The following is a 26,167-nucleotide window of genomic DNA, read 5'->3' as shown; positions in this document are numbered from 1 at the left end:
AGAAGCTGATAAGTGAGAATAACGAGATTTTTTGGTAGAATGGTTAGTGGACATGTTCATCTGCTTTCTATACTGAGTTGGGGAATTCTAGTATATCAGACGAACATGTCTTTTCTGTTGCACTTCATTTTACAACGCGGGCCTAAAATTTTTTAAAAATCTTATTAATATTTTGCTTGACGAATAATTTTTTTGTGATATAATTTGAGTCATAAATTATTTATTGATCAAATAAATAATTTTAAGGAGGGAGTTATATGAACTTTCAAACCATCTTATATGATATATCTGGCGACCTAGCCACGATAACCTTTAATCGTCCTGAAGTTTCAAATGGCTTTAACATTCCGATGTGTCAAGAAATTCTAACAGCACTTAATCTTGCCAAAGATGATGAAGCCGTTAAAATGATTCTCTTCCAAGCAGAAGGAAAAGTATTTTCTGTTGGGGGAGATTTAACAGAAATGGAAAGAGCTGTGGAGGCTGACGATATTCAGTCCTTAGTTGACATTGCAAAGTTGGTTCAAGATATCTCATATGCCATGAAGCAGTTGCCTAAACCAATCATTATGGCCGTAGATGGACCTGTTGCTGGTGCGGCATTTAATATGATCTTGGCAGCAGATTTTTGTATCGCCAGTGAAAAGGCAAAGTTTATCCAAGCTTTTGTAAATGTTGGGTTAGCTCCTGATGCTGGAGGTCTTTATCTCTTGATGAGGGCTGTTGGGATGAACAAAGCCACTCATTTGGTAATGACAGGTGAGGCGGTGACAGCTGAAAAAGCTTTGGAGTATGGTTTCGTCTATAAAACGTGCTTATCAGAAAAATTGGGAATAACCACTCAGCAATTAATTAAACGTCTAAAACGAGGGTCGTTTAATTCTTATAGGGCTATGAAAGAATTAATTTGGCAAAGTTTTTTTTCTGGATGGCAGAGTTATGCAGAGCTGGAGCTAAATCTTCAAGAAGCCCTGGCTTTTAAAGATGATTTTAAAGAAGGTGTAAAAGCATATTCAGAACGTAGGAGACCAGCCTTTTCTGGGAAGTGGTAACGGATTTTTACTTGGCAAATGATTTATAGTGTGATATTATTTAAATTATCAAATTATAAAGGAGTCTTAAATGGACTTTCATCAAATAAATGACTATCTCGTTGATATCTTTAATCGAATTTTAGTTATTGAAGAGAACACCTTACGCAGTAGCCCCTTCAGCGACTGTACCATCAAAGAAGTGCATACTATTGATATCATCGGTAAGAACCGTTTGGTGACGCCAAGCGATATTGCTAAAGAGCTTATGGTAACTTTAGGTACAGTTACTACTGCGCTTAATAAATTAGAGAGCAAGGGGTATGTTATCCGTACTCGTTCACAAGAGGATCGTCGTGTCGTCTATCTTAGTTTGACTAAAAAAGGTCGTGTGGTCTATCATTTACATAAAAAATTTCATCGTGTCATGATTGACCAAATTTTGGCGGGAATGTCAGAAAATGAATTAGAAGGTTTAGAACGTGGTCTTGTTAATCTTCATACTTTCTTGGAGGAGAGACGCTAATGACTTTTGCAAAAATTAGTCAAGTAGCCCATTACGTTCCTAGTCAAGTGGTAAGCAATGATGATTTAGCTAAAATCATGGATACATCGGACGAATGGATTTCAACACGAACGGGTATCCGTGAGCGCCACATTTCAACAAATGAAAATACGAGCGATTTAGCGATTAAAGTAGCTTGGCAATTGCTTGAAAAATCTCATCTAGATCCAGAGGAACTAGACTTTATCCTTATCGCAACAATGTCTCCAGACTCGATGATGCCTTCAACGGCAGCGCGTGTTCAAGGCGCTCTTGGTGCAACCAATGCCTTTGCTTTTGACTTATCAGCTGCTTGTTCAGGATTTGTTTTTGCACTAGCGACAGCAGAAAAATTGATTAATTCAGGAGCCTATACACGTGGTCTCGTTATCGGTGCTGAGGTTTTATCAAAACAGTTGGATTGGTCTGATCGTTCAACGGCAGTTCTCTTTGGAGATGGTGCAGGAGGTGTTCTCTTAGAAAAAGCAGACGTTCTTCATTTTTTAGCGGAGTCCCTTCATACGGATGGTAGCAAAGGTGGTCTTCTTGGCGGTGCTACAACAGTTAAGTCTCCCTTTACTCAAGAGCATGAAGCTATCAATCCTTTTATACAGATGGATGGAAGAGCTATTTTTGAATTCACTATTCGTACAGTATCTAAAAGTATTTTAGCTATCATAGAGGAAGTTGGAGAACCTGATTATTTGTTGCTTCATCAGGCTAATGAACGTATTTTAGATAAAATGGCTAAGAAAATCGGTGTTAATAGAGAGAAATTCTTAGCTAATATGCAGCGATATGGTAACACTAGTGCGGCTTCGATTCCCATTTTGCTCTCAGAGAATGTCGCAAATGGAACCTTGAAATTAGATGGTACTCAAAAAATTCTTTTATCAGGATTTGGTGGAGGTTTGACTTGGGGAAATTTAATTGTTAGAATTTAGTTAATCTGCGTAAAATTAAAACGCAATTAAAAATTTTTATATTTATAGAGGAGAAAACTCATGTCAGTATTTGAAAAAGTACAAGAAATTATCGTTGAAGAACTTGGTAAAGAAGCAGAAGAGGTAAAAGTAGAAACAACTTTTGATGATCTTGATGCAGATTCATTGGATGTTTTTCAAGTTATCTCAGAAATTGAAGATGCTTTTGATATCCAAATTGAGACAGAAGAAGGACTTAATACTGTAGGTGACCTTGTTGCCTATGTTGAAGAAAAAACAAAATAGGAAGAACTGCAGAAATCATGTGTTCGCTGTGCGAATTTGATTTTATAGCAGTATTCCAATATGGTGATTGAGATAAGCATTTTAAATGATAGTGCTATTTTCAATCAACTGTTGAGTAAAGTCTTTTTGAGTAAAAGGAGGTTGTGAGTGATATCCAACCTTTCTTCTTAGAATCATACTTTGATTTTCAAATTATTATAATGAATGTATCTATTAGAAGGTTAGTAGAAAAATGAAATCTCGTATTACAGAACTTTTGGGGATTAAATACCCTATTTTCCAAGGAGGAATGGCCTGGGTTGCTGATGGTGATTTAGCTGGAGCCGTATCAAATGCAGGTGGCCTTGGTATTATTGGTGGTGGTAATGCTCCTAAAGAAGTGGTCAAAGCTAATATTGATAAGGTAAAGTCAATTACTGATCAACCTTTTGGGGTCAATATCATGCTCTTATCTCCATTCGCAGATGACATTGTTGATCTTGTTATCGCTGAAGGTGTCAAAGTTGTGACCACTGGTGCTGGCAATCCAGGAAAATACATGGAACGTTTTCATGAGGCAGGGATTACCGTTATCCCTGTAGTACCTTCCGTTGCTTTAGCTAAACGTATGGAAAAATTAGGAGCTGATGCTGTAATCGCTGAAGGTATGGAAGCGGGTGGACATATTGGAAAATTGACCACCATGACTCTAGTTCGTCAAGTTGTTGCAGCAGTCAATATTCCAGTCATTGCTGCTGGTGGTATTGCAGATGGACATGGCGCAGCAGCAGCATTTATGCTGGGAGCTGATGCTATTCAAGTAGGCACACGCTTTGTTGTTGCTAAGGAATCAAATGCCCATCAAAATTTCAAAGATAAAATTTTAAAGGCTAAGGATATTGACACTGTCATATCGGCTTCTGTAGTCGGTCATCCAGTTCGTGCTATCAAAAATAAATTGTCAACAAATTATTCTCATGCTGAGAAAGAATTTTTGGCAGGCCGCAAAACGGCTGAAGAAATTGAAGAGCTTGGTGCGGGTGCTCTTAGAAATGCAGTTGTGGATGGTGATGTTGTCAATGGTTCTGTTATGGCAGGTCAGATTGCAGGAGTTGTAAATAAAGAAGAAACATGTCAAGAAATTTTAGAAGACCTTTATTCTGGTGCTCGCCAAGTTATTCTAGCAGAAGCGAAACGCTGGATGGATTAATGGTTTAATCTGAGGCATTTGTCTTAAATGCTGTTATCATAAAATAAAAAGAAGAGCGGATGCTCAAAAAGGATATGAATATGTCTAAAAAAGCTTTTTTATTTGCTGGGCAAGGATCTCAAAAAATTGGAATGGCTAAGGATTTGTATGATACTTATCCGGTTGTCAGAGAAACTTTTGATGCTGCAGGTCAAATTTTAGGTTATGATTTGCGTGACTTGATTGATAATGATGAAGTGAAGCTAAATCAGACCCGTTACACGCAACCAGCTATTTTAACAACTTCGGTAGCAATTTATCGCTTGTTAGAGGAAAATGGGTTCACTCCTGATATTGTAGCAGGGCTTTCTTTAGGAGAATACTCAGCCCTGGTAGCAAGCGGAGCACTTAAGTTTGAAGATGCAGTAGTTTTGGTTGCTAAACGCGGTGAGTTTATGGAGACGGCTGCCCCTGCTGGTAGTGGTAAAATGGTTGCGGTTATGAATACCGATCCAACCTTAATTGAAGAAATATGTCGAAAGGCTTCTAAAATGGGCGTTGTCACCCCAGCTAACTATAATACTCCAGCGCAGATTGTGATTGGTGGCGAGGTTATTGCAGTTGATTATGCTACTGAATTATTGAAGGAAGCAGGAGCTAGACGTCTTATTCCACTTAATGTATCAGGGCCATTCCACACAGCCCTTTTGGCTTCGGCTTCTCAAAAGTTAGCTACTGCACTGGACGAGGTGACGTTCTCTGACTTTTGTTGCCCTTTAGTTGGGAATACTGAAGCGAAGATTATGGAAAAAGGACAGATTAAATCGCTTCTAGCTCGTCAAGTAATGGAACCCGTTCGTTTTTATGATTCTATTACAAGTATTCGAGCGGTTGGTGTGGATGAGATGATTGAAATTGGACCAGGGAAAGTTTTGTCAGGTTTTATCAAAAAAATTGATAAAAACCTCTTAGTCAAATCAGTAGAGGATTTAGATTCTCTAAAATTTCTTTTGGAGTGTTAAAATAAATGGAAATTAAATCAAAAAATGTTTTTGTCACAGGATCAACTCGAGGCATCGGCCTAGCAATTGCTCATAAATTTGCCAGTCTTGGTGCGAATGTCGTTCTTAATGGGCGCTCTGCTATTTCTGAAGAATTGCTGGCGCAATTTGCTGATTATGGTGTTAAAGTTTGTGCCATTTCTGGCGATATTTCAACATTTGAAGATGCTGAACGTATGATTACTGAAGCGAATCAAATGCTAGGAAGTGTCGATATTCTGGTTAATAATGCTGGTATTACGAATGACAAATTGATGCTCAAAATGACTGAGGAAGATTTTGAAAAAGTTCTTAAGGTTAATCTGACGGGGGCTTTTAACATGACAAAATCAGTCTTGAAACCGATGACGAAAGCAAAAGAAGGTGCTATCATCAATGTGTCATCTGTTGTCGGTTTAGCTGGAAACATTGGTCAGGCTAATTACGCCGCTTCAAAAGCAGGCTTAATTGGTTTTACTAAGTCAGTTGCTAAGGAAGTTGCAGCACGAGGAGTGCGAGTAAATGTTATTGCTCCTGGCTTTATAGAATCAGATATGACGGATGTTATTCCTGAAAAAATGAAAGAAGTAATGCTCTCGCAAATACCGATGAAAGTTATTGGAAAACCGGAACAAGTTGCGGAAGTAGCTGTATTCTTGGCTCAACAAGAATACCTAACTGGTCAAGTTATTGCAATTGATGGCGGCATGACCATGCAAGGCTAAGCTGAGTCAATGAGATATTTATTTTGCCAAAGGGTAAAGATAAGTGAATGGGCAGAGTGCCAAGGAGAAAAAGATGACAAATCGTGTTGTAATTACAGGTTACGGTGTAACCTCACCAATTGGAAATACACCAGAAGAATTTTGGGCGAGTCTTCGAGATGGTAAAATTGGTATTAAACCAATTACGAAGTTTGACACAAGTGATTTTGCTGTTAAGAATGCTGCGGAAATTCAAGATTTTCCATTTGACAAATATTTTGTTAAAAAAGACACGAATCGTTATGATTTGTATTCATTATATGCTCTCTACGCAGCGTCAGAAGCTGTACAAAATGCTAGATTAGATGTTGAAGCGATTGATTCTGATCGTTTTGGAGTGATTGTGGCATCAGGTATAGGTGGTATTTATGAGATTGAAGAGCAAGTGATTCGTTTACATGAAAAAGGTCCTAAACGCGTGAAACCGATGACCTTGCCAAAATGTTTACCTAACATGGCGTCTGGGAATGTTGCAATGGCTTTTAACGCTCAAGGGGTATGTAAATCTATTAATACTGCTTGTGCTTCGTCCAATGATGCTATAGGTGATGCCTTCCGCACGATTAAATTTGGTCTTCAGGATGTGATGTTGGTAGGTGGGGCAGAAGCTTCTATTACACGGTTTGCAATTGCAGGATTCCAAAGTTTAACCGCCTTGTCAACGACTGAAAATCCTGAACGTGCTTCAATTCCGTTTGATAAAGATCGTAATGGTTTTGTCATGGGAGAAGGTTCTGGAATGCTTGTTTTGGAAAGCTTAGAGCATGCTCAACAACGCGGAGCAACTATTTTAGCGGAAGTGGTCGGCTATGGAAATACTTGTGATGCCTACCATATGACTTCACCGCACCCAGAAGGATTAGGGGCACGTAAGGCGATAAACTTAGCGCTTCAGGAAGCAGGTATTGAAGCATCAGCAGTGGGCTATGTTAACGCTCATGGCACATCAACCCCAGCCAATGAAAAGGGAGAAAGTCAAGCGATTGTAGCTGTCTTAGGGAAAGAGGTTCCTGTATCATCTACTAAGTCATTTACAGGACATTTGCTTGGTGCAGCAGGAGCTGTTGAAGCAATTGCTACTGTTGAAGCGATGCGTCATAGCTTTATTCCAAAAACTGCGGGAACGCAAGAATTATCAGAAAATATTGAAGCAAATGTTGTCACTGGACAAGGTTTAGAGCAAGAAATTCGATATGCTATTTCAAATACGTTTGGCTTTGGAGGGCACAATGCTGTTCTTGCTTTCAAACGTTGGGAGGATTAAAACGTGAATATTAGTGAAATCAAAGATTTGATGGCTCAATTTGATCAATCGAGTCTTCGTGAATTTACTTATAGAAAAGATGGAAATGAACTGTTTTTTTCAAAAAATGAGCAGAGCAATGTTTCAAGAAATGTTGTAGAAAGCATCTCTGCCTCTAGTCAGACAGTAACATCTGAAGTTGCGCCAGTTTTGTCTCAAAAAGATGAGACTGTTCAATCAGTTCAAACTTCTCAAGAAGTTGAAGGGGATATTGTTGAAAGTCCGTTAGTAGGTGTCGCCTATCTATCACCAGGACCAGACAAACCTGTTTTTGTATCAGTAGGTGATATGGTAAAAAAAGGTCAAACCCTCCTTATTGTAGAAGCGATGAAAGTCATGAATGAGGTACCAGCTCCAAAAGACGGTGTTATTACTGAGATTTTAGTGGTTAATGAGGAAGTTGTTGATTTTGGAAAAGGATTGGTGCGTATTAAATGATTATTGATATTAATCAAATAAAAGAAGCATTACCGCACCGTTACCCTTTTTTACTGGTTGATCGTGTATTAGAAGTTTCTGATGATGAAATTGTTGCCATAAAAAATGTAACGATTAATGAGCCCTTTTTCCAAGGACATTTTCCGCAATACCCTGTTATGCCAGGCGTGCTTATCATGGAAGCATTGGCACAGACTGCAGGAGTATTAGAGTTATCTAAAGCAGAAAATAAAGGCAAGTTAGTTTTTTATGCCGGTATGGATAAAGTTAAGTTTAAAAAACAAGTGATTCCTGGAGATCAACTCGTCATGACAGCTAAATTTGTAAAACGTCGTGGAACGATTGCAGTTGTTGAAGCGAAAGCGGAGGTTGATGGAAAACTAGCAGCAAGTGGAACCTTGACTTTTGCGATAGGAAACTAAGGAATCGGTTGTTTTGGGATGACTTGCTTGAAATCTGTTTGCGAGGCTTAATTTTCATCATAATCAACAGATTTATTGGTTTCTAAAATTTACGAGAGGATGAAAAGGTAGCAACAATGGTTTAAATAGTTGTTTGCTAACTCATAAATTATGTTTAAAAAAATTCTTATTGCGAATCGTGGCGAGATTGCGGTCCGTATTATTCGTGCGGCACGTGAATTAGGCATTGCGACCGTAGCCATCTATTCAGAAGCTGACAAAGAAGCTCTTCATGTAGCTCTTGCTGATGAAGCTATTTGTGTCGGTCCTGCAAAATCCACAGATTCTTATTTAAATATGAATTCTGTCTTATCGGCAGCTATTGTGACTAAAGCAGAAGCGATTCACCCAGGATTTGGTTTTTTAAGTGAAAATTCTAAATTTGCCACCATGTGTGAAGAGATGAATATCAAATTCATTGGCCCTTCTGGTTCTGTTATGGATAAAATGGGTGATAAAATCAATGCGCGTGCTGAGATGATAAAGGCTGATGTACCTGTTATACCTGGTTCAGAAGGAGAGGTTTTTTCTACGGAAGAGGCGCTGACTATTGCGGATAAACTGGGGTATCCAGTTATGCTAAAAGCTTCCGCAGGCGGTGGAGGAAAAGGGATTCGTAAAGTAACGAATCGTGAAGAACTAGCACCTGCTTTTGAATCGGCATCGCAAGAAGCCCAAGCTGCTTTTGGCAATGGGGCTATGTACATTGAAAAAGTGATTTATCCTGCCCGTCACATTGAAGTACAAATTTTAGGTGATTCTTTTGGAAATATCATTCACTTAGGTGAACGAGACTGTTCTCTTCAAAGGAATAATCAAAAAGTTTTAGAAGAATCTCCCTCGGTAGCTATTGGAAAGACATTGCGCCACTCGCTTGGTCAAGCTGCTGTTCGTGCTGCTCAAGCGGTTAACTATGAAAATGCTGGGACAATAGAATTTCTTCTTGATGAAAAGACAGGAGAGTTTTATTTCATGGAAATGAACACTCGTGTGCAGGTTGAGCATCCTGTGACGGAATTTGTTACCGGTGTTGATATCGTCAAGGAGCAAATTCGCATTGCATCTGGTCAACCGTTGTCCGTTACACAAGAAGAAGTTCAAATTACTGGTCATGCCATTGAATGTCGAATTAACGCAGAGAATCCAAAGTTTAACTTTGCGCCAAGTCCAGGTAAGATTCGTGAACTTTACCTTCCGTCAGGTGGCATGGGCTTACGCGTAGATTCTGCTGTTTACAGTGGTTATACGATACCACCTTACTATGATTCAATGATTGCTAAAGTTATTGTGCACGGTGAAAATCGTTTTGATGCTCTAATGAAAATGCAACGTGCACTTTATGAACTTGAAATCGAAGGTGTTGTAACGAATACGGATTTTCAGCTAGATTTAATTTCAGATAAACAGGTTATTGCAGGAGACTATGATACAAGTTTTCTAATGGAAACTTTCCTGCCTGCCTATACTAAAAATAGTGATTAACTATCAAAAAGTCTCGATTGCTCCTGAGGCTTTTATTAAAAAGTAAGAAAAAGAGGATAAAGATGGGATTATTTGATAGGAAAGAAAAATATATCCGAATCAATCCAAATAGATCACTCAAGCCTACTGTTAAACGTGAGGCGCCTGAAGTTCCAGATGAACTTTTTGCTAAATGCCCAGCGTGTAAGCACATGATTTATCAAAAAGATTTAGGACCTGCTAAGATTTGTCCGACTTGTAGCTATAATTTTCGAATTTCAGCACAAGAACGTTTAAAATTAACAGTTGATGAGGGATCGTTTGAAGAATTGTTTGTAGGTCTGGAAAATACGAATCCTCTCCGCTTTCCTAATTATCACGAAAAACTTAAAGCGGTAAAGGAATCAACGGGGCTTGATGAAGCTGTACTGACAGGTGTTGCTAAAATTGGAGGCAAGAGTGTTGCTCTTGCGATTATGGATGCTAATTTTATTATGGGGTCTATGGGAACGGTTGTTGGAGAAAAGTTGACACTTCTTTTTGAATTAGCGACTGAAAAAAATCTGCCGGTTGTTGCCTTTACAGCGTCAGGCGGTGCCCGTATGCAAGAAGGGATTATGTCATTGATGCAGATGGCTAAAATTTCAGCAGCGGTTAAACGTCATTCGAATGCAGGGCTTTTTTACCTAACGATTTTAACGGATCCAACGACAGGTGGAGTCACAGCCTCTTTTGCAATGGAGGGTGATATTATCTTGGCAGAACCACAGGCTTTGATTGGTTTTGCTGGGCGTCGTGTGATTGAAACGACAGTGCGTGAAGATTTGCCAGAGGATTTCCAAAAGGCGGAGTTTTTACAGGAGCACGGTTTTGTTGATGCCATTGTCAATCGTTTGGAGTTGAAGGATACGATTGCCCAGTTAGTAGCTTTTCACGGAGGTGAAAAATGAGCACAGTAGGACGTATTTTAAAAGAAGCTAGAAGTCAGACGCGTCTGAATGCTTTAGACTACGCCAACCTCCTTCTGGATGATGTAATGGAATTACATGGCGATCGCCAATTTTCTGACGATGGAGCAATTGTGGGTGGCATTGGTCGCTTAGCTGGTCAACCAATTACCTTTGTGGGAATCCAAAAGGGTAAGAATCTCCAAGAAAACCTCAAGTGTAATTTTGGGCAACCCCATCCAGAAGGGTATCGTAAAGCACTACGATTGATGAAACAGGCTGAAAAATTTGGCCGACCAGTTCTAACCTTAATCAATACCCCAGGAGCTTATCCAGGTGTTGGAGCTGAGGAGCGTGGGCAAGGTGAGGCTATTGCTCGTAATCTCATGGAAATGAGTGATCTGAAGGTTCCCATTATTGCAGTTATTATTGGTGAAGGTGGTTCTGGAGGTGCCCTTGCTCTAGCTGTTGCAGATAGGGTATGGATGCTGGAAAATACGGTTTACTCAATCCTCAGTCCAGAAGGCTTTGCTTCAATCTTATGGAAAGATGGTAGCCGGGCATCAGAGGCTGCTGAACTTATGAAAATTACGGCTGGTGAACTTTTAAATATGAAGGTTGTCGATAAAGTCATTGCTGAACGTGGTTACTTTTCAAGTGAAATTGTTGAAGACTTGAAGCAACATTTGATGACAACATTTGATGAACTTGCCCAACTAGATACAGAAGCCTTACTGCAAGAACGTTATCAAAGGTTTAGAAAATATTAATAGAGAGATGAATGATTATCGTCTTGAAACATAGAACGGAGCTAGGGATATTTCGGCTTCGTTTTTTTGTTGCTTAAAGAAGGGGGCACGAGCGAACATAGCTTAAAAAGCTGATACATTTTGCACCAGCATTTTATTCTTCTTTCAGAAAAGGGACTTCTTTTCAAAAACATCCCTTTAAGTTAAACATCTAGCCATGTTTACCTATTTTTTTATAAACGTTAGAACTAACTACTGCCACTTCAACCCACTTCGTTTTAGACTCGTGCAGTAGTAGGATCTAACTTTAACTGCCAAATTCTATATCAAGGCCTGTAGCAATTTTTGAATCTAACGCTTCAGATTCAATTATATCTAATCTAGCTAACAATTCATCATCAGACAACCTATTAGAGCCGTTTTTAGGCTCATGTTGATAAATAACATCATCTTGGACATTCTCAACGTCTAATGGATCGTTAGAGCCATCAGAAGCCACTTCACTGACTTCTTCAAGCTCTTGTTTATTTATTTCAACTCGTCTGCGTTCAGCTTCTTCACGCTCACGTTTATACTCTTCATAAAAATCAGCATAATGCGAATTCTTTCTCACAGTATAGTCCTCATGAGATTCCCAATAAATTAAATTATCAAGTTCATATTTGAATGACATCTTTTCTAGATCAGTCATTTCTTGAACTGGTTCAAATTTTTGATTAGATTCAATAGATTTTAAAACTGATGTTTTAGTATATTTCTTTGATTTTGAATCAAGACGTTTACCAACTGCATGACGTTTTACACCATTCTGATCCTATTTTATGCAAATCAGTTTCAATCAGACCTACCTTTTCAAACAACTTTGAAATCTCCGAAACAATACCAAAGTACTGTTCATCTGTCATTATTGAACGCTTCTTTAATTCTTCCATATCGCCAAAAATTTGCTTACGTATCATTTCAGACATGCTAACTCTGTATATGTTAGACATCTCTTTTATGATACTTTTTTCCTCGCTCGTTATTCGTAATTTAATTTCTGAATCAAGATTCATAGTAATACCTCACTTCATCATTTTGTTGATCAACGGTTTCGAATCACAAAACCTATTTTGACCAAACGTGCCACCATCAAACCATGGTACCACTACCATATCGCAAGCATACCATCTGTTACCACAAATAGTGCTTGCGAGGGGACACGTTTTCAATGTATCCCCTTCGAACCCCAGTTTATGAACCAATATCAAACGGTAGTTTACCATTTTCGTTTGGTTCATTTTGGACCGCTCCGCTATTGTCCAAATTATGATTTTCGTCATAAAACTTTTGAAGCATTTCATAATGTTCACGAAAATCTTTTAAGTTATCAAAAGCAGTATTATTGATTACCCATCTTCCAATTTGAGAAGCTACTTCTTTCTCTAATTCTTCAATCTGTTTCGCAACTTTTTCCAACTCTTTACGCTTTGGTTGTAGTGTCATTTTAGCCATAATATATAGCTCCATTTCTATAAATCAAGGTACTATATCACAATAAAAATGCTTTGTTAATCAAATTATTTATAGAGGCTTCTCAGTTTTTCGACTGCTTGAGCCTACCACTTGTCACTTAAAGAAAAGGGTTGCACAAGCGAACAAGTTCGCTCTTTTCTTCAAGTAACCGACTGTGTGATTTGTCCGGCTCATTCTCAAAACTGATACCCCTCCGGTGGAATCAGTCGAATGCCGAACCCAACTTAAAAAGCTGATGCACCTTGCACCAGCATTTTTATTTTTCATTCTTTGATATAACTATTATTCCTATAAGAACTAAAACCATCAATCCATAAAATATTTTCTCATATCTATACCCATCTGAAACTATAAAATTAAAAATTAAATAACTACTAATTACAAAAATAATTAAATACTTATTTTTTTTCATATTAGACCCAATATGTCTTATGGATTGTTTTAATTAATTTAGTTCTAGCTGAATTTGAATAGTATTTTACAATTGATTCTTCGCCTATTATTACTCTATACCCAGCCGGAGCTGTAGCTGTAATAAATCTAGCATTAACAGTAGGCCAAATATCTGCATCTTGTGTTTTTAATGTTTCTGATACATCATACAATAACAACGCCCCTCTCACAGCATTAGAAGGTATCAATCCCAATATCTGTGTTACTGCAAATTTCGCAATCCTAGTAGCTTTAGTACTAATAACATTAGTTACTCCACTCCAACTACCATATTCAATATTTTTATATCCCAATTTTTTATAATAATTTATATCTCTTTCAGAAGCACTTCTTGTAGAAAATATTCCTTCACTACTATAATTTGGAATATCCTTTGTTGGATCTGCAAATGGAAGCTTAGATGTCTCCTCATAACTATTACTTATCTGTGTAAAACTACTTGCATAGACAGTAGAGTTATTATTCAAATAAAGTATACTTAAATTTGAAATCATAGAAAATATCACTAGCATTGATATAATTTTTTTTCATAACAAATACCCCCATTACATTTTCATAATTTTAATAAAATAACTTGATTATTTAGCAAATACTCTCCTTTCTAACAAGTTATTTCTTTATTTCTATTTTTTATCACTTCCAGTATACACCCAACTTTCCAAAAAAAACAAGTCTATTTTTGTAAGCGTTTTTATGATATAATAAAAGGGTTAACAGTAAAAATTATATACAAAAACTAAAGGAACCCAATAAATGAGTTCCTTTTTTTACCAATTAAATTTAATAACTTCCTTACACTTATCTCTCAACAAATTAAAGTCAGCATCATCAAGTTAACATTGTCCGAATCTGGGGATAACAGCTTAGAATTTGTTAAAACTAATCCAGCCCCTACTTTAAAATAATAATATTAGTAACAATAACATCAGTACCTTGTCCTTAAATTAGGGCAAGGTTTCTTTAGGTAGTTAATAATTTTACTAAGTGTTTTGACTGCAAATTGACACTTTTATCTCTGAAAAATAATTTTATTTTTGCTATAATGAAGGGATAATGTAAAGGCGGTATGATATGGCAAAATTAATTCCTGGACGGGTCAGAAATGCTGGGATTTCCCTTTATGAAGAGGGGAAGGTTACGTTTATTTCCGAAAATGCTAATCAGTTACTTTTGAAAGTAGATGCTGAAGAAGTGACTTTTACGGAAGATGATAGTCTAGTTCAGTGTACCTGTGATTTTTTTGTGAGCAAAGGCTATTGCGAACATATAGCGGCGGTTGAAGCGTTTCTAAAAAATGATGCCTATGGAAAAGATTTAGCAGCACAGCTTTTTTCAAAAGAAAAAGAGAAAGAAACTAAACAGGTTGAAACGTCTTTTGGCTCGTTATTTTTGGATGGGATTACAATGAATGAAGACGATAGGGTAAAATATCGTTTGTCTGCTGAGGGAGTAGAGGCTTTCTACACAAAGGAGATTCATTGGACATTGCGGCTTAATCGTCTCCCGGATGACAGAGCCTATGTGATTCGAGACATTGCGAGTTTTTTACAGTCAGTCAAAAAAGAATCATCTTACCAGATAGGAAAAGGTTATTTTGAACCACTTTCTTATCTTCAATTTGATGAGGAAAGTCAAAACTTAATTCATTTTTTATGGAAATTACTTCCTGATAGCGATCGTTCAATAAGTGACCGGTTATTTCCTAGTCAGGGACGCTATTTAAACTTGCCAGCTGGTTTTTTTGAAGAAGGGGTGGCATTACTCCAGTCCCTCTATGAGTTTACGGTGGAATTAAAGGGAGCTAATTTTAGCCATGTTTCTTTTGAAAGTCTAACGGCTGAAAGTAGTTTGTATCAGTTTGAGGTATTTGTTCATAGACAATTCTTGGAGTTAATTGTGGCCGAAAAACAGGTGCAAGTTCTTTTTAACTTTACCTATCTTTATTATAACGGTGTTTTTTACCGTTTAACGAGGCGTCAGCAAAAAATAGCACAAGCGTTAGCAAGTTTACCTATTAGTGCCGATTTAAAAAAACATTTAAATTTTAGCGTAGATGACCAAGCTAAACTAGCAGCTAGCCTTTTGGATTTTAAGACGTTAGGTTTTGTTAAGGCCCCTAAAGCTTTTGAAATACGGGATTTTGAGGTTCTTTTTTTCTTGGAAATGGCAGAGCAAGATAAGGTTTCCTTACAGATGACATTTGATTATGGTAATGTGAAGGTTTCTAATCGTGAGGACCTTAATCAGCTTCCCTTTACCAGTCACTTTAAAAAAGAAGAAAAAATTATTCGTGTACTTCGAGAAGAGGGCTTCCCGTTAGGATTTTCAAGCCACAAAACAATTGATACCCCAGAAGCCATATACCATTTCTTTAACCAGACCTTGCCTCGTTTAGAACGATTAGGGCAAGTCATGGTGTCAGAAGAATTATCGGAAAAAGGTGTTTCGTCTGTTCCTAGACTGATTATTGACAGTCAAGGAGGGCTGTTAGATATCTCGTTTGATTTTTCTGACGTTGAAGCAAGTGATGTTGACGATGCCATGCAGGCGCTCATTAACCAATCGGCTTATTTTGTCAGTAAAACTGGTAAATTGCTTATCTTTGATGATGAAACTAAGAAAATTAGTCAAGTGTTGCAAAATTTACGTCATCGAAAGGTAGAAAATGGTCACTTGCAACTGAACCAGGCTTCGGCCTTTCAAGTGATGGAGACTCTTAAAGATAATGAAACAGTTTCCTTCACGGAGAGTTTTGAGTCTTTAATCTATGATTTAAGACATCCAGAGATGTTTAAACTCCCTAAACTGGATGTAAAAGCTCAGGTTAGGGATTACCAGCAACTTGGGATCAAATGGTTATCAATGTTAGCGCACTATGGTTTTGGAGGTATCCTAGCTGATGATATGGGGTTGGGGAAAACACTTCAAACCATTGCTTTTCTGTCTAGCAGACTTTCTGATCAAGATAGGGTACTTATTTTAGCGCCATCTAGTCTTATTTATAACTGGAAAGATGAATTTTCTAAGTTTACTCCTGACCTAGATGTTGTGGTTTCCTATGGAGCAAAGTCCCAGAGAGACCAGTTAATTTCTGAAGGGCATCAGGTGATGGTAACCAGCTATGCTTCCTTCCGTCAAGATTTTGAGGAGTATCGTCAGGGTAGTTACACCTACTTAATTTTAGATGAAGCACAGGTGATGAAAAATAGTCAAACCAAAATTGCTCAGCATCTAAGAGAGTTTGAAGTACAGCACTGTTTTGCCTTATCAGGGACGCCAATAGAAAATCATCTATTGGAAATTTGGTCGATTTTTCAAATTGTTTTACCTGGATTGTTGCCAAGTAAAAAGGAATTTTTAAAATTGTCTGCCAAAGAAATTGCTCGGTTTATTAAACCCTTTATTCTTAGAAGGCGTAAAGAGGAAGTCTTGCCAGAGTTGCCTGAGTTAATTGAAATGACTTATCCCAATGAATTAACGGAGGAACAAAAAGCAGTTTATCTTGCCCAATTAAGGCAAATGCAGGAATCTGTTCGTGGAGCAACAGATGATCAGATCAATGGTCGCAAGATAGAGATTCTCTCAGGTATCACTAGGTTACGTCAGATTTGTGACACTCCAAAACTGTTTATGGACTATCTAGGTAACAGTGGTAAGTTAGAAAGCCTGCGTCAGCTTTTATTCCAAATCAAAGCCAATGGAAGGCGTGCACTTATTTTCTCACAATTTAGAGGGATGCTAGATTTGGTTGAAAATGAGCTGAATGATCTTGACATGACTGCTTATAAACTAACAGGTTCAACGCCAGCAAAGGAACGGCAAGATATGACTCGAGCGTTTAATAAGGGGGCAAAAGATGCCTTTCTTATCTCACTTAAGGCTGGTGGTGTCGGTCTTAATTTGACGGGTGCGGATACCGTTATTCTTGTTGATCTCTGGTGGAATCCTGCAGTGGAAATGCAGGCGATTGGTCGAGCTCACCGACTTGGACAAAAAGAAAATGTTGAAGTTTATCGACTCATAACAAAAGGAACAATAGAAGAAAAAATTCTGGAACTCCAAGAGAGTAAGAAGCACCTTGTGACTACAGTGCTTGATGGTAATGAAAGTCGTAGTAGCCTAAGTGTTGAGGATATTAAGGAGATTTTAGGTATTCAATAATCAAAAGTAAGAGGTGAAAAACTGACTCACCTTTTTCTTTTTGATAAAATATTAATTTTAGTTTATAATAGGACTGTTGCTATTTGCAAGTTGACTATTATTTTTAAATTACATTTATTTTGATAGTTACTTAGTCTTTATTGCAATTGCACATCATCTAATGTCATGTGGTGAAGGGAGTTTTATTCTTTTTGTAAGTCTAGGTCTCCGTTCTCTCGAATGTTAAGATTAGTCTGAAACAGTTAAGTTTTACTGTGTTCATTAGGTTTGACTACTCTTTATCTGGAGGCCTACCTGCTGAACTATTGGAGCGATGTGATGTTTTGGTATAGTATAACTTGGTTTTAGTAAGTGCCAGATGTAGAAAGGTAAGCTTGTGGACAATTTTGTGAAACGTTTTCCTCTTGTTGCGGATGACGAACCAGTCGTTGGTCCGTTGAGGCAAATGGCCTTGTATGATGAGGAAGATTTGATTACTAATATTCATGGTGATTATCAAGAAAAAGATTATCACGATGTCACTAAAGATTTCCAAGTTGTAAAGGATATGTCTTTACTTGAAAAAACAGCACCAGATCGCGCAGCAACGATTGCTGCTGGTAAATCCTATGCAACATTAGCTCGTCAAGAGGCTAAACGTGATGTTAAGCAAAAGAGACAAGCCTTTCTCGCAAAAGAGACTAAAAAAACTGTAAAAACAGCCGTTCATCATAGGGAGGTTAAGCAGTCTCCTACTGCAAAATTAGTGCAGATTAAGGAAGAACTTACGGGATTATCGCGTGCAGCAAGTAAGTTACAACAAGAACATTATATTTTAGCTGAAATAACACCAACTTATGTTCCCGGTCAAACAACTGATTTAGGGAGAACACGAAAAAATTCGTATGATTTTTTAAAGAAGAGTCAAATCTACAATTATGAAGAAAATCAAAAACGAAAAGAATACCAGGTGGCTCAAGAATTAAATTTAAGTCGCTTAGATTAATTATGAAAAAGTGTAAATGATTATAGAAAGGGTTATCTAGCTTACAAAGGTGAGTTAGATAGAGAACGATACGCAATACTTAAAATCGTTCTTAATATGTTACATCATGACAACAAAAAATTATCATTTTATTGGAATCAAAGGTTCAGGAATGAGCGCTCTTGCACTAATGCTTCACCAAATGGGGCATAGAGTTCAAGGCTCAGATGTTGATAAATATTATTTTACTCAGCGTGAGTTAGAGCAAGCAGGTATTCCAATCTTGCCATTTTCAGCAGATAATATTACAGAAAATGTTGAATTGATTGCAGGGAATGCCTTTAAAGAGGGGAAAAATATTGAGGTTGATGCTGCGATTGATAAAGGCTTTTCATATAAGCGTTATCACGAGTTTCTTGGTGATTTTATGCGTCAATTTACGAGTATGGGAGTTGCCGGTGCACATGGTAAAACATCGACGACAGGGCTTTTGTCACACGTATTGAAGAATATTACGGATACCTCATATCTAATTGGTGATGGAACAGGACGAGGGTCAGACAAAGCACGTTATTTTGTTTTTGAATCTGATGAATATGAGAGACATTTCATGCCTTATCACCCAGAGTATTCGATTATTACAAATATTGATTTTGACCATCCTGACTATTTTACAAGCATTGATGATGTTTTTAATGCTTTCAATGATTACGCAAAACAAGTATCAAAAGGACTTTTTGTTTACGGTGAGGATACTTACCTGCGTCAATTAACGTCAAGTGCTCCTATTTATTATTATGGTTTTGAAGAGGGGAATGATTTTGTAGCTTACGATTTAGTACGTACGGTAAATGGTTCGGACTTTAAAGTTAAGTATGGTAATAAAGAATTGGGAACTTTCCATGTTCCAGCTTTTGGAAAACACAATGTTTTAAATGCGACAGCAGTCATTGCAAATCTCTATATTGCAGGATTTGAGATGTCTTTAGTGGCAGAACATCTTAGAACATTTTCTGGCGTGAAGCGTCGTTTTACTGAAAAAATTGTTAATGATCAAGTGATTATTGATGATTTTGCCCATCATCCAACTGAAATTATTGCAACACTAGATGCGGCACGTCAAAAATATCCTACGAAGGAAATTGTAGCTATTTTTCAACCTCATACCTTTACACGGACGATTGCACTTTTAGATGAGTTTGCTAGTGCTTTGAATGAGGCTGATGCTGTTTATTTGGCTCAAATTTATGGTTCAGCACGCGAAGTGGATAATGGAGATGTCAAAGTAGAGGACTTGGCTGTTAAAATCACTAAGCCCGCTGCTTTAGTGACTGTAGAAAATGTTTCGCCACTTCTCAATCATGATAATGCTGTCTATATTTTTATGGGGGCGGGAGATATCCAACTTTATGAACGTTCTTTTGAAGAATTGTTGTCTAATTTGAGTAAAAATAACCAATAAAGTATTTCTTTGTTAAAGCTCTCTATTTAAAGAAAACTTGAGATTATCCTGTTGGGGGTTCGAGATGTTTTTTTAATGCCAGTTTTATTAGTTTAAATATATTTTGCAATAATGATTAAGATGAAATTGAAGGGCAGGACATGGTTCTCGCCTTTTCGTATTAGGAGAAAGGATATCTTTGGTAGTAAAGTAAATTTGAGAAGTTAATTAAATGATGGTTTTAATGGGACTTTCTATCGAAGAGTGGTATGTAAGGCATGCTTATCAGATATGTTACTAGTGAGGACTGGGCGGCAATTTGTAAAATTGAAGCAGACAATTTTCCTAAGCAAGAGGCAGCGACACCTAATGACTTACGAAGACGTATTAACCAGTTGAGAGATACTTTTTTAGTGGTTGAAATTAGTGGTTGTGTTGCGGGATATATTGTAGGACAAGCTGTTTTTCAGCGCTACTTAAGTGATAATTTGTTTCATGAAGTTGAGAAAAATACTAATCAAGGTGGTTTTATTATCGTGACCAGTTTGGCTGTAGCTAAAGAGTCTCAAGGGCAAGGTATTGGAACTGCCTTGCTTGCTGCCTTAAAAGATGTAGCTGTGTCGCAAAAACGACAAGGAATTTCATTGACTTGCCATGATTACTTAATTGCTTATTATGAAGCGAATGGTTTTGTTGATGAGGGGGAATCTGCATCAGTACATGGTGGAGCATTTTGGTATAATTTGGTTTGGGAAAACCCTTATTTGGATAAATTATAGAATAATATTTGTTTTGTGACGTGAAAATGCCTGTGATAAGCCCTAAAGGGTTGATTCTAAGCGCTTTTTAGGATATAATGGCGAAGATAGTATGAGGAGGACTGGACTTGACCGATACAAATAAGGACAAGAATGTTCAAGAACATTTAGATGCCATGAGTTTTAAAGAAAAAATATTAGCAGACTTGGCAATAGCGACACAAGAACGTCAGCGTAAACGTGAAGAATGGCATCAGCAAGACCTAAGCATGGATAAAAATGCTAAGATTGATAAGGTTGTAGTAGGTGAAACTTTAGAAGTTGAATCGACAAAATTCGTTTCTAAGGGTATTCCTGAAAATGCTGAAGAATTAGAGCCAGGATTTCCTAAGGATAATGTTGAGAATAACATTTCTAAAGTGAATAGTGAGGCACATTCTGAAAGCTCTGCTCTTTTTCATGATCAGAAAGAGATTGTTGAAAATTCCTTAGAAGAAACGAAAGAGTTGCCAAATTTGAAAGAGTTTGGAAAGACTACTCTCCCAACTAATGATGAATTAGCGGTTTGGACAACTCAGCAAGTAGAATCAGTTAATAGGAACTTAGATAGTGACATTGAAAAAATAGGAGTAAAAGAAATGAGCCGAGAAAGTCGCAGAAAAGCAAATCGCCTTGCCGCTAAAATTTCGACTGTTTTTGTGAGTCTGTTAGTTTTAGTGATTTTATCAGGTGGTTTCTTTACATACCGATATGTGACTAGTGCTATCGGTCCTTTAGATAGTCAAGCAACGGATTATATTCAAGTGGAAATTCCATCTGGGTCTGGAAATAAGTTGATTGGTAATATCTTAAAAGAGCATGGTGTAATTAAAGATTCACGAGTGTTTAATTTTTATACTAAGTTTAAAAATTATAGCAATTTCCAAAGCGGATTTTATAATTTCCAAAAGAGTATGTCCTTAGATGATATTGCTAAGTATTTGCAACAAGGTGGAACTGCGGAGCCTCAAAAGCCAGTTTTAGGGAAAATCGCTATTCCTGAAGGGTATACTTTGAAGCAGATTGCGCAAGCTGTTGCTTTAAACGCGAATACTGAGGAAAAAGGAGATAACACGCCATACACTGCTGAAGAGTTCATGTCTACTGTACAGGATGAATCTTTTATTGCTGAAATGGTTCAGAAATATCCAAAACTTCTAGGAAGCCTTCCAGAAGCTTCTGCGGTTAAATATCGTTTAGAGGGGTATCTTTTCCCAGCGACTTATGATTATTATGAAGGTACTACTATAAACGATATCATAGATCAGATGCTTGCTGCTATGGATACAAACTTGGCTCCTTATTATGAGAAAATTACAACTAATGGGATGACTGTGAATCAAGTGCTTAGTTTAGCATCTCTTGTTGAGAAAGAAGGAGCGACAGATGATGATCGTAAGATGATTGCCAGTGTCTTCTATAACCGTTGGAATATTGGGCAACCTCTCCAAAGTAATATTGCCATTCTTTATGCAATGGATAAGCTTGGAGAAAAAACAACCTTGGCAGAGGATGCTGCTATTGACACTAGCATCAATTCTCCTTATAATATTTATTTGAATACTGGTCTCATGCCTGGGCCAGTAGATAGTCCAGGATTATCTGCTTTGGTTGCAACAATTAATCCTGCGAATACAAAATACTATTATTTCGTGGCAGATGTCACAACAGGTGCTGTTTACTTTGCTGAGACTTATGAAGAACATTCAGCAAATGTCGAAAAATACGTTAACAGTAAACTACAATAACTAAAATAGAGATAAGAAAAGAGAAAAATATGGCTGAAAAAACTTACCCTATGACCCTTGCTGAGAAAGAGCAACTTGAAAAAGAATTAGAAGAGTTAAAACTAGTTCGTCGTCCAGAGGTTGTTGAACGCATTAAAATTGCACGTTCTTATGGTGACCTTTCAGAAAACTCTGAGTATGATGCTGCCAAAGATGAGCAAGCTTTCATAGAAGGGCAAATTGTTACGATTGAGACTAAAATTCGCTATGCGGAAATCGTTGATAGTGATGCAATTGCCAAAGATGAAGTAGCTATCGGTAAGACAGTTATCGTTCAAGAAGTGGGAACCACTGATAAAGATACTTACCACATCGTCGGTGCGGCTGGTGCGGATATCTTTTCAGGTAAGATTTCTAATGAAAGTCCAATTGCACAAGCCCTTATTGGTAAGAAAAAAGGAGACTCTGCTACCATTGAATCGCCTGCGGGTAGTTATGAAGTGAAAATTATCAGTGTTGAAAAAACAGCATAATGAAAAGGAGGTTGGGATAAAATATCTCAATCTTCTCTTTTTGATAGCAATAACAGATTGACGCAGTGGTTGATTGGAAGTATGCAACTGGACACTTTCTCATTTTAAAGTGTCCACCTAGAACATTCACTGGATGTTTTAGTACCACGCAATCGTTAGCACCTATCTTATACGACTGTGATGAACGTCGTTCATCATATTTCCCGAACCTTTGGAGTTGTGCGGAGGTGGGAGTGAAACTCCCCACTGGGTAGTTTCAGCCTGAGCTTAAAAATAAAATAGCGAGGGGAAGTTAAGTCTTCGAAATTATGATTTCTGTCCACTCTCTTTGATTTATTTATAAAGTTTACAAACGTAAACAAAAAACTTGCGTTTTTTAGAGACGATGCTAAAATTAATTTACAAACGTAAAGCAATGAAAGGGAGTTTTTATGTATCGTATTTCGGATTCTGAATGGGAAGTCATGCGTGTCATTTGGACAAAAGGACAGACGAGAAGTTCAGAGATTATTGCTACCTTGGCAGATAAGTTTTCTTGGTCAGATTCTACGATAAAAACATTACTGGGGCGTCTGGTTGATAAAGGCCTGGTATCAAGTCAAAGAGAGGGAAAGGCATTTATCTATCAAGCTAGGGTTTCTGAGAAACAATCTTATCGCGATGAAATTGAAATGATTTTTAATCGGATCTGTGTGACGGAGCACAGAAGTCTTATTGATTACTTGGTTTCTAAAATGCCGATGACCTTGTCAGATATTGAGCAGTTAGAAGCTTTGCTATTGTTAAAAAAAGAAAATGCTGTGGAACGAGTGATTTGTGATTGTATACCAGGGCAATGTCGTTGTGTCCGTCATGGGGAGGTAAAGCATGGTTAAAGAAACATTTGTTATAGATGGGATGACTTGTGCCTCATGTGTTCTTAATGTTGAAAATGCCGTAAAAAAAATAGATGGTATTGAATCAGCAGTTGTTAATTTAACAACAGAGAAAATGTCTGTAGATTTTGACAGTGAAAAAGTTTCACCAGAGATGATTGCTGATGCAGTTGCAGACGCTGGATATGGAGCACATGTTTTTATTGAAGGGCAAGAAAAAAGTCAGGAGAATCGAGAGCAAGAGCATCTTTTGGGGATGAAGACGAGATTAATTTGGTCTGCAGTATTCACCGTTCCTTTACTTTATATTTCTATGGGGTCAATGGCTGGTCTGCCTTTACCAGAATGGCTGGCGCATGAAATCTCACCGATAATGTTTGCGCTCAGTCAGTTACTATTAACCTTGCCTGTTATGGTGATTAGCTGGAAATTTTATAGCAATGGTTTCAGGGCTCTCGCCAAAGGTCATCCTAATATGGATAGCCTTGTAGCAGTAGCTACTAGCGCAGCTTTTCTTTATAGCCTCTATAGTTCTTACCATGTTGTATCGGGTCACTATCATTTGACACATGAGCTGTATTATGAATCAGTTGCGGTAATTTTGACCTTGATTACATTAGGAAAATTCTTTGAAACCTTGTCAAAGGGAAAAACTTCTGAAGCTATAAAAAAATTAATGCACTTATCTGCTAAAGAAGCACGTGTACTTCGCGATGGAAAAGAACTAATACTTCCTATTGACCAAGTGATTTTGGGTGATCTGATTATTGTCCGTCCAGGTGAAAAAATTGCAGTGGATGGTAAAGTCATCACAGGTTCTTCCTCTGTAGATGAGTCAATGTTGACGGGAGAATCTATCCCAGTAGAAAAAGGACTTGATAGCAAGGTTTTTGGAGGTTCTATCAATCGTCAAGGTTCTCTTACTGTTGTTGCTGAAAAATTGGGAGGTGAGACCCTTCTTTCACAGATTATTAAATTAGTCGAGGACGCTCAGCAAACCAAAGCTCCTATTGCTAAAATTGCAGACCGTGTCTCAGGTGTTTTTGTTCCGATTGTTATGGCGATTGCAATTATTTCTGGTTTGGCTTGGTACCTTATTGGTGGTGAAAGTTTTACCTTTGCGATGACAGTTGCGGTAGCTGTTCTTGTGATTGCTTGCCCGTGTGCCTTGGGGCTAGCGACACCGACTGCTATCATGGTTGGAACAGGTTTGGCAGCTTCAAATGGTATTCTTTTTAAAACGGGTGACAGTCTTGAAATGGCCCATCAGGTAGATACGATTGTTTTTGATAAAACTGGAACCATTACACGAGGCAAGCCAGAGTTGGTTTCTCTTTATACTTATGACAATAGCAAAGCTATCCTGCAGCTTTTAGCCTCTCTAGAGAGTTTGTCAGAACATCCGATTAGCTCTGCCATTGTTCAAAAGGCAAAGCAGGAAAAGATAGAACTGCTAGAGGTAATACACTTTGAATCATTGGCAGGATTTGGTTTAAAAGGAATCGTTGATGGGTATGAACTTTTAGTGGGGAATTATTCACTCATGGAAAAACACTGTATTGACTTATCAAAAATGGAAGCCGATTTTAATCAGTTGATAAGTGAGGGACAAACCCCTGTTTTAGCAGCAATTGATGGTCAATTAGTCGGACTGATAGGGGTGGCCGATCAATTAAAAGAAGACAGTCAAAAAGCCATTAAAAGTCTGCAGAAAAATGGTTTAGAATTAATTATGTTGACTGGAGATCATGAGGTGACTGCGCAAACCATTGCTCAAAAAGCAGGAATTAATAAAGTCATCAGCCAAGTCTTGCCAGATCAAAAGGCACAAGTTATTGAAGATCTTCAATCTCAAGGTAAAAAAGTGGCCATGGTAGGAGATGGAATCAATGATGCCCCTGCATTAGCTCTAGCAGATATTGGTATTGCCATGGGTGCTGGGACTGATATTGCAATCGAATCTGCTGATGTGGTGCTGATGAAGCCTGACTTGATGGATGTGACGAAGGTTCTCAAGGTCAGTCAATCAACTTTAATAGCTATTAAAGAAAATCTCTTTTGGGCCTTTATTTATAATGTTTTAGCGATTCCAGTTGCTATGGGTGTATTACATCTATTTGGAGGTCCCCTTCTCAATCCCATGTTAGCAGGTCTTGCGATGAGCTTTAGTTCGGTTTCTGTGGTGGCAAATAGCCTCCGATTGAAATTAAAAAAACTCTAAAACCAGTCCATAATTGGTTATTAAATGAAAGGAAAATAACATGAAAACTTATCAAATCATTGGAATGAAATGCGATGGCTGTGTTAAAACAGTCACTGAAAAACTCTCAAAAGTTCCGGGGGTTAAATCAGTTCAAGTTGATCTTGAGAAAAAACAAGTAACAATAGAAGGGAAAACGTTAAAGTTTTTGCTCAAAGGTGCCTTAAAGGGAACTAAATTTGAACTTGGTGAAGAAGTTTAATATGTCCCAATTTGTAAAATTAAGCTAGACAGAAAAAGCCATCTATGTTAGTCTCAGATAAACTACCACATTTGTCTGAAAGGGACTAACATAAATGACCTACA

26 protein-coding genes are annotated in these 26,167 nt (G+C 37.7%); 22 read left to right on the top strand and 4 right to left on the bottom strand.

The features are described 5' to 3' along the window. Positions 1 to 257 precede the first annotated feature (257 nt). The 13 genes from fabM (at position 258) to ACFPQ3_RS01215 (ending at position 11,156) form a co-directional block, all read left to right on the top strand. A complete protein-coding gene (fabM, locus tag ACFPQ3_RS01275) occupies positions 258 to 1,052 on the top strand; it encodes a trans-2-decenoyl-ACP isomerase (protein WP_156807034.1) in 795 nt (264 codons plus the stop codon). A gap of 70 nt (positions 1,053 to 1,122) precedes the next feature. After that, complete coding sequence (gene fabT, locus ACFPQ3_RS01270; protein WP_156807035.1) at positions 1,123 to 1,557, top strand: fatty acid biosynthesis transcriptional regulator FabT; 435 nt, start codon at positions 1,123 to 1,125, stop codon at positions 1,555 to 1,557. Beyond that, the gene (locus ACFPQ3_RS01265; RefSeq protein ID WP_156807036.1) at positions 1,557 to 2,519 is read left to right on the top strand and encodes a beta-ketoacyl-ACP synthase III; all 963 of its coding nucleotides are present in this window, start codon (positions 1,557 to 1,559) and stop codon (positions 2,517 to 2,519) included. The genes fabT and ACFPQ3_RS01265 overlap by 1 nt, the downstream gene beginning before the upstream one ends. Before the next feature lie 60 nt (positions 2,520 to 2,579). Beyond that, positions 2,580 to 2,804, top strand: a complete 225-nt coding sequence (locus ACFPQ3_RS01260) for an acyl carrier protein (protein ID WP_156807037.1) — start codon at positions 2,580 to 2,582, stop codon at positions 2,802 to 2,804. A 232-nt stretch (positions 2,805 to 3,036) separates the two neighbouring features. Further along, positions 3,037 to 3,993 (top strand): enoyl-[acyl-carrier-protein] reductase FabK, encoded by a 957-nt coding sequence (gene fabK, locus ACFPQ3_RS01255; protein WP_156807038.1) that lies wholly within the window; start codon positions 3,037 to 3,039, stop codon positions 3,991 to 3,993. Between the two features lie 80 nt (positions 3,994 to 4,073). Then, positions 4,074 to 4,994: an ACP S-malonyltransferase gene (gene fabD / locus ACFPQ3_RS01250; protein WP_156807039.1), complete on the top strand. Its 921-nt coding sequence runs from the start codon at positions 4,074 to 4,076 to the stop codon at positions 4,992 to 4,994. A gap of 5 nt (positions 4,995 to 4,999) precedes the next feature. Further along, complete coding sequence (gene fabG / locus ACFPQ3_RS01245; protein WP_156807040.1) at positions 5,000 to 5,737, top strand: 3-oxoacyl-[acyl-carrier-protein] reductase; 738 nt, start codon at positions 5,000 to 5,002, stop codon at positions 5,735 to 5,737. A 73-nt stretch (positions 5,738 to 5,810) separates the two neighbouring features. Next, positions 5,811 to 7,040, top strand: a complete 1,230-nt coding sequence (fabF, locus tag ACFPQ3_RS01240) for a beta-ketoacyl-ACP synthase II (RefSeq protein ID WP_156807041.1) — start codon at positions 5,811 to 5,813, stop codon at positions 7,038 to 7,040. Positions 7,041 to 7,043: 3 nt separating this feature from the next. After that, positions 7,044 to 7,517, top strand: a complete 474-nt coding sequence (gene accB / locus ACFPQ3_RS01235) for an acetyl-CoA carboxylase biotin carboxyl carrier protein (RefSeq protein WP_156807042.1) — start codon at positions 7,044 to 7,046, stop codon at positions 7,515 to 7,517. Continuing rightward, complete coding sequence (gene fabZ / locus ACFPQ3_RS01230) at positions 7,517 to 7,939, top strand: 3-hydroxyacyl-ACP dehydratase FabZ (RefSeq protein WP_156807058.1); 423 nt, start codon at positions 7,517 to 7,519, stop codon at positions 7,937 to 7,939. Before accB ends, fabZ begins: the two co-directional genes overlap by 1 nt. 150 nt (positions 7,940 to 8,089) lie before the next feature. Next, the gene (locus ACFPQ3_RS01225) at positions 8,090 to 9,460 is read left to right on the top strand and encodes an acetyl-CoA carboxylase biotin carboxylase subunit (RefSeq protein WP_156807043.1); all 1,371 of its coding nucleotides are present in this window, start codon (positions 8,090 to 8,092) and stop codon (positions 9,458 to 9,460) included. A gap of 62 nt (positions 9,461 to 9,522) precedes the next feature. Beyond that, on the top strand, positions 9,523 to 10,389 hold the full coding sequence (gene accD, locus ACFPQ3_RS01220) for an acetyl-CoA carboxylase, carboxyltransferase subunit beta (protein ID WP_156807044.1): 867 nt from the start codon (positions 9,523 to 9,525) through the stop codon (positions 10,387 to 10,389). Beyond that, the gene (locus ACFPQ3_RS01215; RefSeq protein ID WP_156807045.1) at positions 10,386 to 11,156 is read left to right on the top strand and encodes an acetyl-CoA carboxylase carboxyl transferase subunit alpha; all 771 of its coding nucleotides are present in this window, start codon (positions 10,386 to 10,388) and stop codon (positions 11,154 to 11,156) included. The genes accD and ACFPQ3_RS01215 overlap by 4 nt, the downstream gene beginning before the upstream one ends. Before the next feature lie 286 nt (positions 11,157 to 11,442). Here the strand turns inward: ACFPQ3_RS01215 and ACFPQ3_RS01210 are convergent, their stop codons facing one another. The 4 genes from ACFPQ3_RS01210 to ACFPQ3_RS01195 all read right to left on the bottom strand — a co-directional run bounded on the left by ACFPQ3_RS01210 (position 11,443) and on the right by ACFPQ3_RS01195 (position 13,597). After that, positions 11,443 to 11,826 (bottom strand): hypothetical protein, encoded by a 384-nt coding sequence (locus ACFPQ3_RS01210; RefSeq protein ID WP_156807046.1) that lies wholly within the window; start codon positions 11,824 to 11,826, stop codon positions 11,443 to 11,445. A gap of 88 nt (positions 11,827 to 11,914) precedes the next feature. Then, positions 11,915 to 12,190, bottom strand: a complete 276-nt coding sequence (locus ACFPQ3_RS01205) for a hypothetical protein (RefSeq protein WP_156807047.1) — start codon at positions 12,188 to 12,190, stop codon at positions 11,915 to 11,917. Between the two features lie 178 nt (positions 12,191 to 12,368). Beyond that, positions 12,369 to 12,629: a hypothetical protein gene (locus ACFPQ3_RS01200; protein ID WP_156807048.1), complete on the bottom strand. Its 261-nt coding sequence runs from the start codon at positions 12,627 to 12,629 to the stop codon at positions 12,369 to 12,371. Positions 12,630 to 13,063: 434 nt separating this feature from the next. Next, positions 13,064 to 13,597: a hypothetical protein gene (locus ACFPQ3_RS01195; RefSeq protein ID WP_156807049.1), complete on the bottom strand. Its 534-nt coding sequence runs from the start codon at positions 13,595 to 13,597 to the stop codon at positions 13,064 to 13,066. A 577-nt stretch (positions 13,598 to 14,174) separates the two neighbouring features. On the opposite strand from ACFPQ3_RS01195, the gene ACFPQ3_RS01190 reads away from it, so the two are divergent. The 9 genes from ACFPQ3_RS01190 to ACFPQ3_RS01150 all read left to right on the top strand — a co-directional run bounded on the left by ACFPQ3_RS01190 (position 14,175) and on the right by ACFPQ3_RS01150 (position 26,063). Next, positions 14,175 to 17,264, top strand: coding sequence for a DEAD/DEAH box helicase (locus ACFPQ3_RS01190; RefSeq protein ID WP_156807050.1), 3,090 nt, complete (start codon positions 14,175 to 14,177; stop codon positions 17,262 to 17,264). 376 nt (positions 17,265 to 17,640) lie between these two features. After that, entirely contained in the window at positions 17,641 to 18,249 is a 609-nt protein-coding gene (locus ACFPQ3_RS01185; protein WP_156807051.1) for a hypothetical protein, read from the top strand. A gap of 106 nt (positions 18,250 to 18,355) precedes the next feature. Then, positions 18,356 to 19,690 carry a UDP-N-acetylmuramate--L-alanine ligase gene (murC, locus tag ACFPQ3_RS01180; protein WP_156807052.1) on the top strand — a complete coding sequence of 445 codons (1,335 nt, stop codon included), beginning with the start codon at positions 18,356 to 18,358 and terminating at the stop codon, positions 19,688 to 19,690. A gap of 257 nt (positions 19,691 to 19,947) precedes the next feature. Continuing rightward, entirely contained in the window at positions 19,948 to 20,448 is a 501-nt protein-coding gene (locus tag ACFPQ3_RS01175) for a GNAT family N-acetyltransferase (protein WP_156807053.1), read from the top strand. Positions 20,449 to 20,603: 155 nt separating this feature from the next. Beyond that, complete coding sequence (gene mltG / locus ACFPQ3_RS01170; RefSeq protein WP_156807059.1) at positions 20,604 to 22,214, top strand: endolytic transglycosylase MltG; 1,611 nt, start codon at positions 20,604 to 20,606, stop codon at positions 22,212 to 22,214. Between the two features lie 29 nt (positions 22,215 to 22,243). Further along, positions 22,244 to 22,726, top strand: a complete 483-nt coding sequence (gene greA / locus ACFPQ3_RS01165; protein WP_156807054.1) for a transcription elongation factor GreA — start codon at positions 22,244 to 22,246, stop codon at positions 22,724 to 22,726. A gap of 431 nt (positions 22,727 to 23,157) precedes the next feature. Then, entirely contained in the window at positions 23,158 to 23,601 is a 444-nt protein-coding gene (locus ACFPQ3_RS01160) for a CopY/TcrY family copper transport repressor (RefSeq protein ID WP_156807055.1), read from the top strand. After that, positions 23,594 to 25,822, top strand: a complete 2,229-nt coding sequence (locus ACFPQ3_RS01155) for a heavy metal translocating P-type ATPase (protein WP_156807056.1) — start codon at positions 23,594 to 23,596, stop codon at positions 25,820 to 25,822. Before ACFPQ3_RS01160 ends, ACFPQ3_RS01155 begins: the two co-directional genes overlap by 8 nt. Before the next feature lie 40 nt (positions 25,823 to 25,862). Then, positions 25,863 to 26,063 (top strand): heavy-metal-associated domain-containing protein, encoded by a 201-nt coding sequence (locus ACFPQ3_RS01150; protein ID WP_156807057.1) that lies wholly within the window; start codon positions 25,863 to 25,865, stop codon positions 26,061 to 26,063. The last annotated feature ends 104 nt before the right edge of the window (positions 26,064 to 26,167 follow it).

The sequence above is a fragment of the Streptococcus caledonicus genome (assembly GCF_042656225.1).
Lineage (GTDB): Bacteria > Bacillota > Bacilli > Lactobacillales > Streptococcaceae > Streptococcus > Streptococcus caledonicus.
The sequence above is the reverse complement of the archived record's forward strand: the minus strand, read 5'-3'. Positions and strand labels throughout refer to the sequence as shown.

Excerpts from the sequence above, each read along its gene's own strand:
- fabF (WP_156807041.1), top strand. The coding sequence starts at position 5,811 with ATGACAAATCGTGTTGTAATTACAGGTTACGGTGTAACCTCACCAATT.
- ACFPQ3_RS01225 (WP_156807043.1), top strand. The coding sequence starts at position 8,090 with ATGTTTAAAAAAATTCTTATTGCGAATCGTGGCGAGATTGCGGTCCGT.
- mltG (WP_156807059.1), top strand. The coding sequence starts at position 20,604 with ATGAGTTTTAAAGAAAAAATATTAGCAGACTTGGCAATAGCGACACAA.
- ACFPQ3_RS01195 (WP_156807049.1), bottom strand. The coding sequence starts at position 13,597 with ATGATTTCAAATTTAAGTATACTTTATTTGAATAATAACTCTACTGTC.
- ACFPQ3_RS01260 (WP_156807037.1), top strand. The coding sequence starts at position 2,580 with ATGTCAGTATTTGAAAAAGTACAAGAAATTATCGTTGAAGAACTTGGT.
- ACFPQ3_RS01200 (WP_156807048.1), bottom strand. The coding sequence starts at position 12,629 with ATGGCTAAAATGACACTACAACCAAAGCGTAAAGAGTTGGAAAAAGTT.
- accD (WP_156807044.1), top strand. The coding sequence starts at position 9,523 with ATGGGATTATTTGATAGGAAAGAAAAATATATCCGAATCAATCCAAAT.
- ACFPQ3_RS01210 (WP_156807046.1), bottom strand. The coding sequence starts at position 11,826 with ATGACTGATCTAGAAAAGATGTCATTCAAATATGAACTTGATAATTTA.
- ACFPQ3_RS01150 (WP_156807057.1), top strand. The coding sequence starts at position 25,863 with ATGAAAACTTATCAAATCATTGGAATGAAATGCGATGGCTGTGTTAAA.
- ACFPQ3_RS01190 (WP_156807050.1), top strand. The coding sequence starts at position 14,175 with ATGGCAAAATTAATTCCTGGACGGGTCAGAAATGCTGGGATTTCCCTT.
- ACFPQ3_RS01160 (WP_156807055.1), top strand. The coding sequence starts at position 23,158 with ATGTATCGTATTTCGGATTCTGAATGGGAAGTCATGCGTGTCATTTGG.
- ACFPQ3_RS01205 (WP_156807047.1), bottom strand. The coding sequence starts at position 12,190 with ATGAATCTTGATTCAGAAATTAAATTACGAATAACGAGCGAGGAAAAA.
- ACFPQ3_RS01265 (WP_156807036.1), top strand. The coding sequence starts at position 1,557 with ATGACTTTTGCAAAAATTAGTCAAGTAGCCCATTACGTTCCTAGTCAA.
- fabG (WP_156807040.1), top strand. The coding sequence starts at position 5,000 with ATGGAAATTAAATCAAAAAATGTTTTTGTCACAGGATCAACTCGAGGC.
- fabM (WP_156807034.1), top strand. The coding sequence starts at position 258 with ATGAACTTTCAAACCATCTTATATGATATATCTGGCGACCTAGCCACG.
- ACFPQ3_RS01175 (WP_156807053.1), top strand. The coding sequence starts at position 19,948 with ATGCTTATCAGATATGTTACTAGTGAGGACTGGGCGGCAATTTGTAAA.
- fabD (WP_156807039.1), top strand. The coding sequence starts at position 4,074 with ATGTCTAAAAAAGCTTTTTTATTTGCTGGGCAAGGATCTCAAAAAATT.
- ACFPQ3_RS01215 (WP_156807045.1), top strand. The coding sequence starts at position 10,386 with ATGAGCACAGTAGGACGTATTTTAAAAGAAGCTAGAAGTCAGACGCGT.
- ACFPQ3_RS01155 (WP_156807056.1), top strand. The coding sequence starts at position 23,594 with ATGGTTAAAGAAACATTTGTTATAGATGGGATGACTTGTGCCTCATGT.
- murC (WP_156807052.1), top strand. The coding sequence starts at position 18,356 with ATGACAACAAAAAATTATCATTTTATTGGAATCAAAGGTTCAGGAATG.
- greA (WP_156807054.1), top strand. The coding sequence starts at position 22,244 with ATGGCTGAAAAAACTTACCCTATGACCCTTGCTGAGAAAGAGCAACTT.
- fabT (WP_156807035.1), top strand. The coding sequence starts at position 1,123 with ATGGACTTTCATCAAATAAATGACTATCTCGTTGATATCTTTAATCGA.
- fabK (WP_156807038.1), top strand. The coding sequence starts at position 3,037 with ATGAAATCTCGTATTACAGAACTTTTGGGGATTAAATACCCTATTTTC.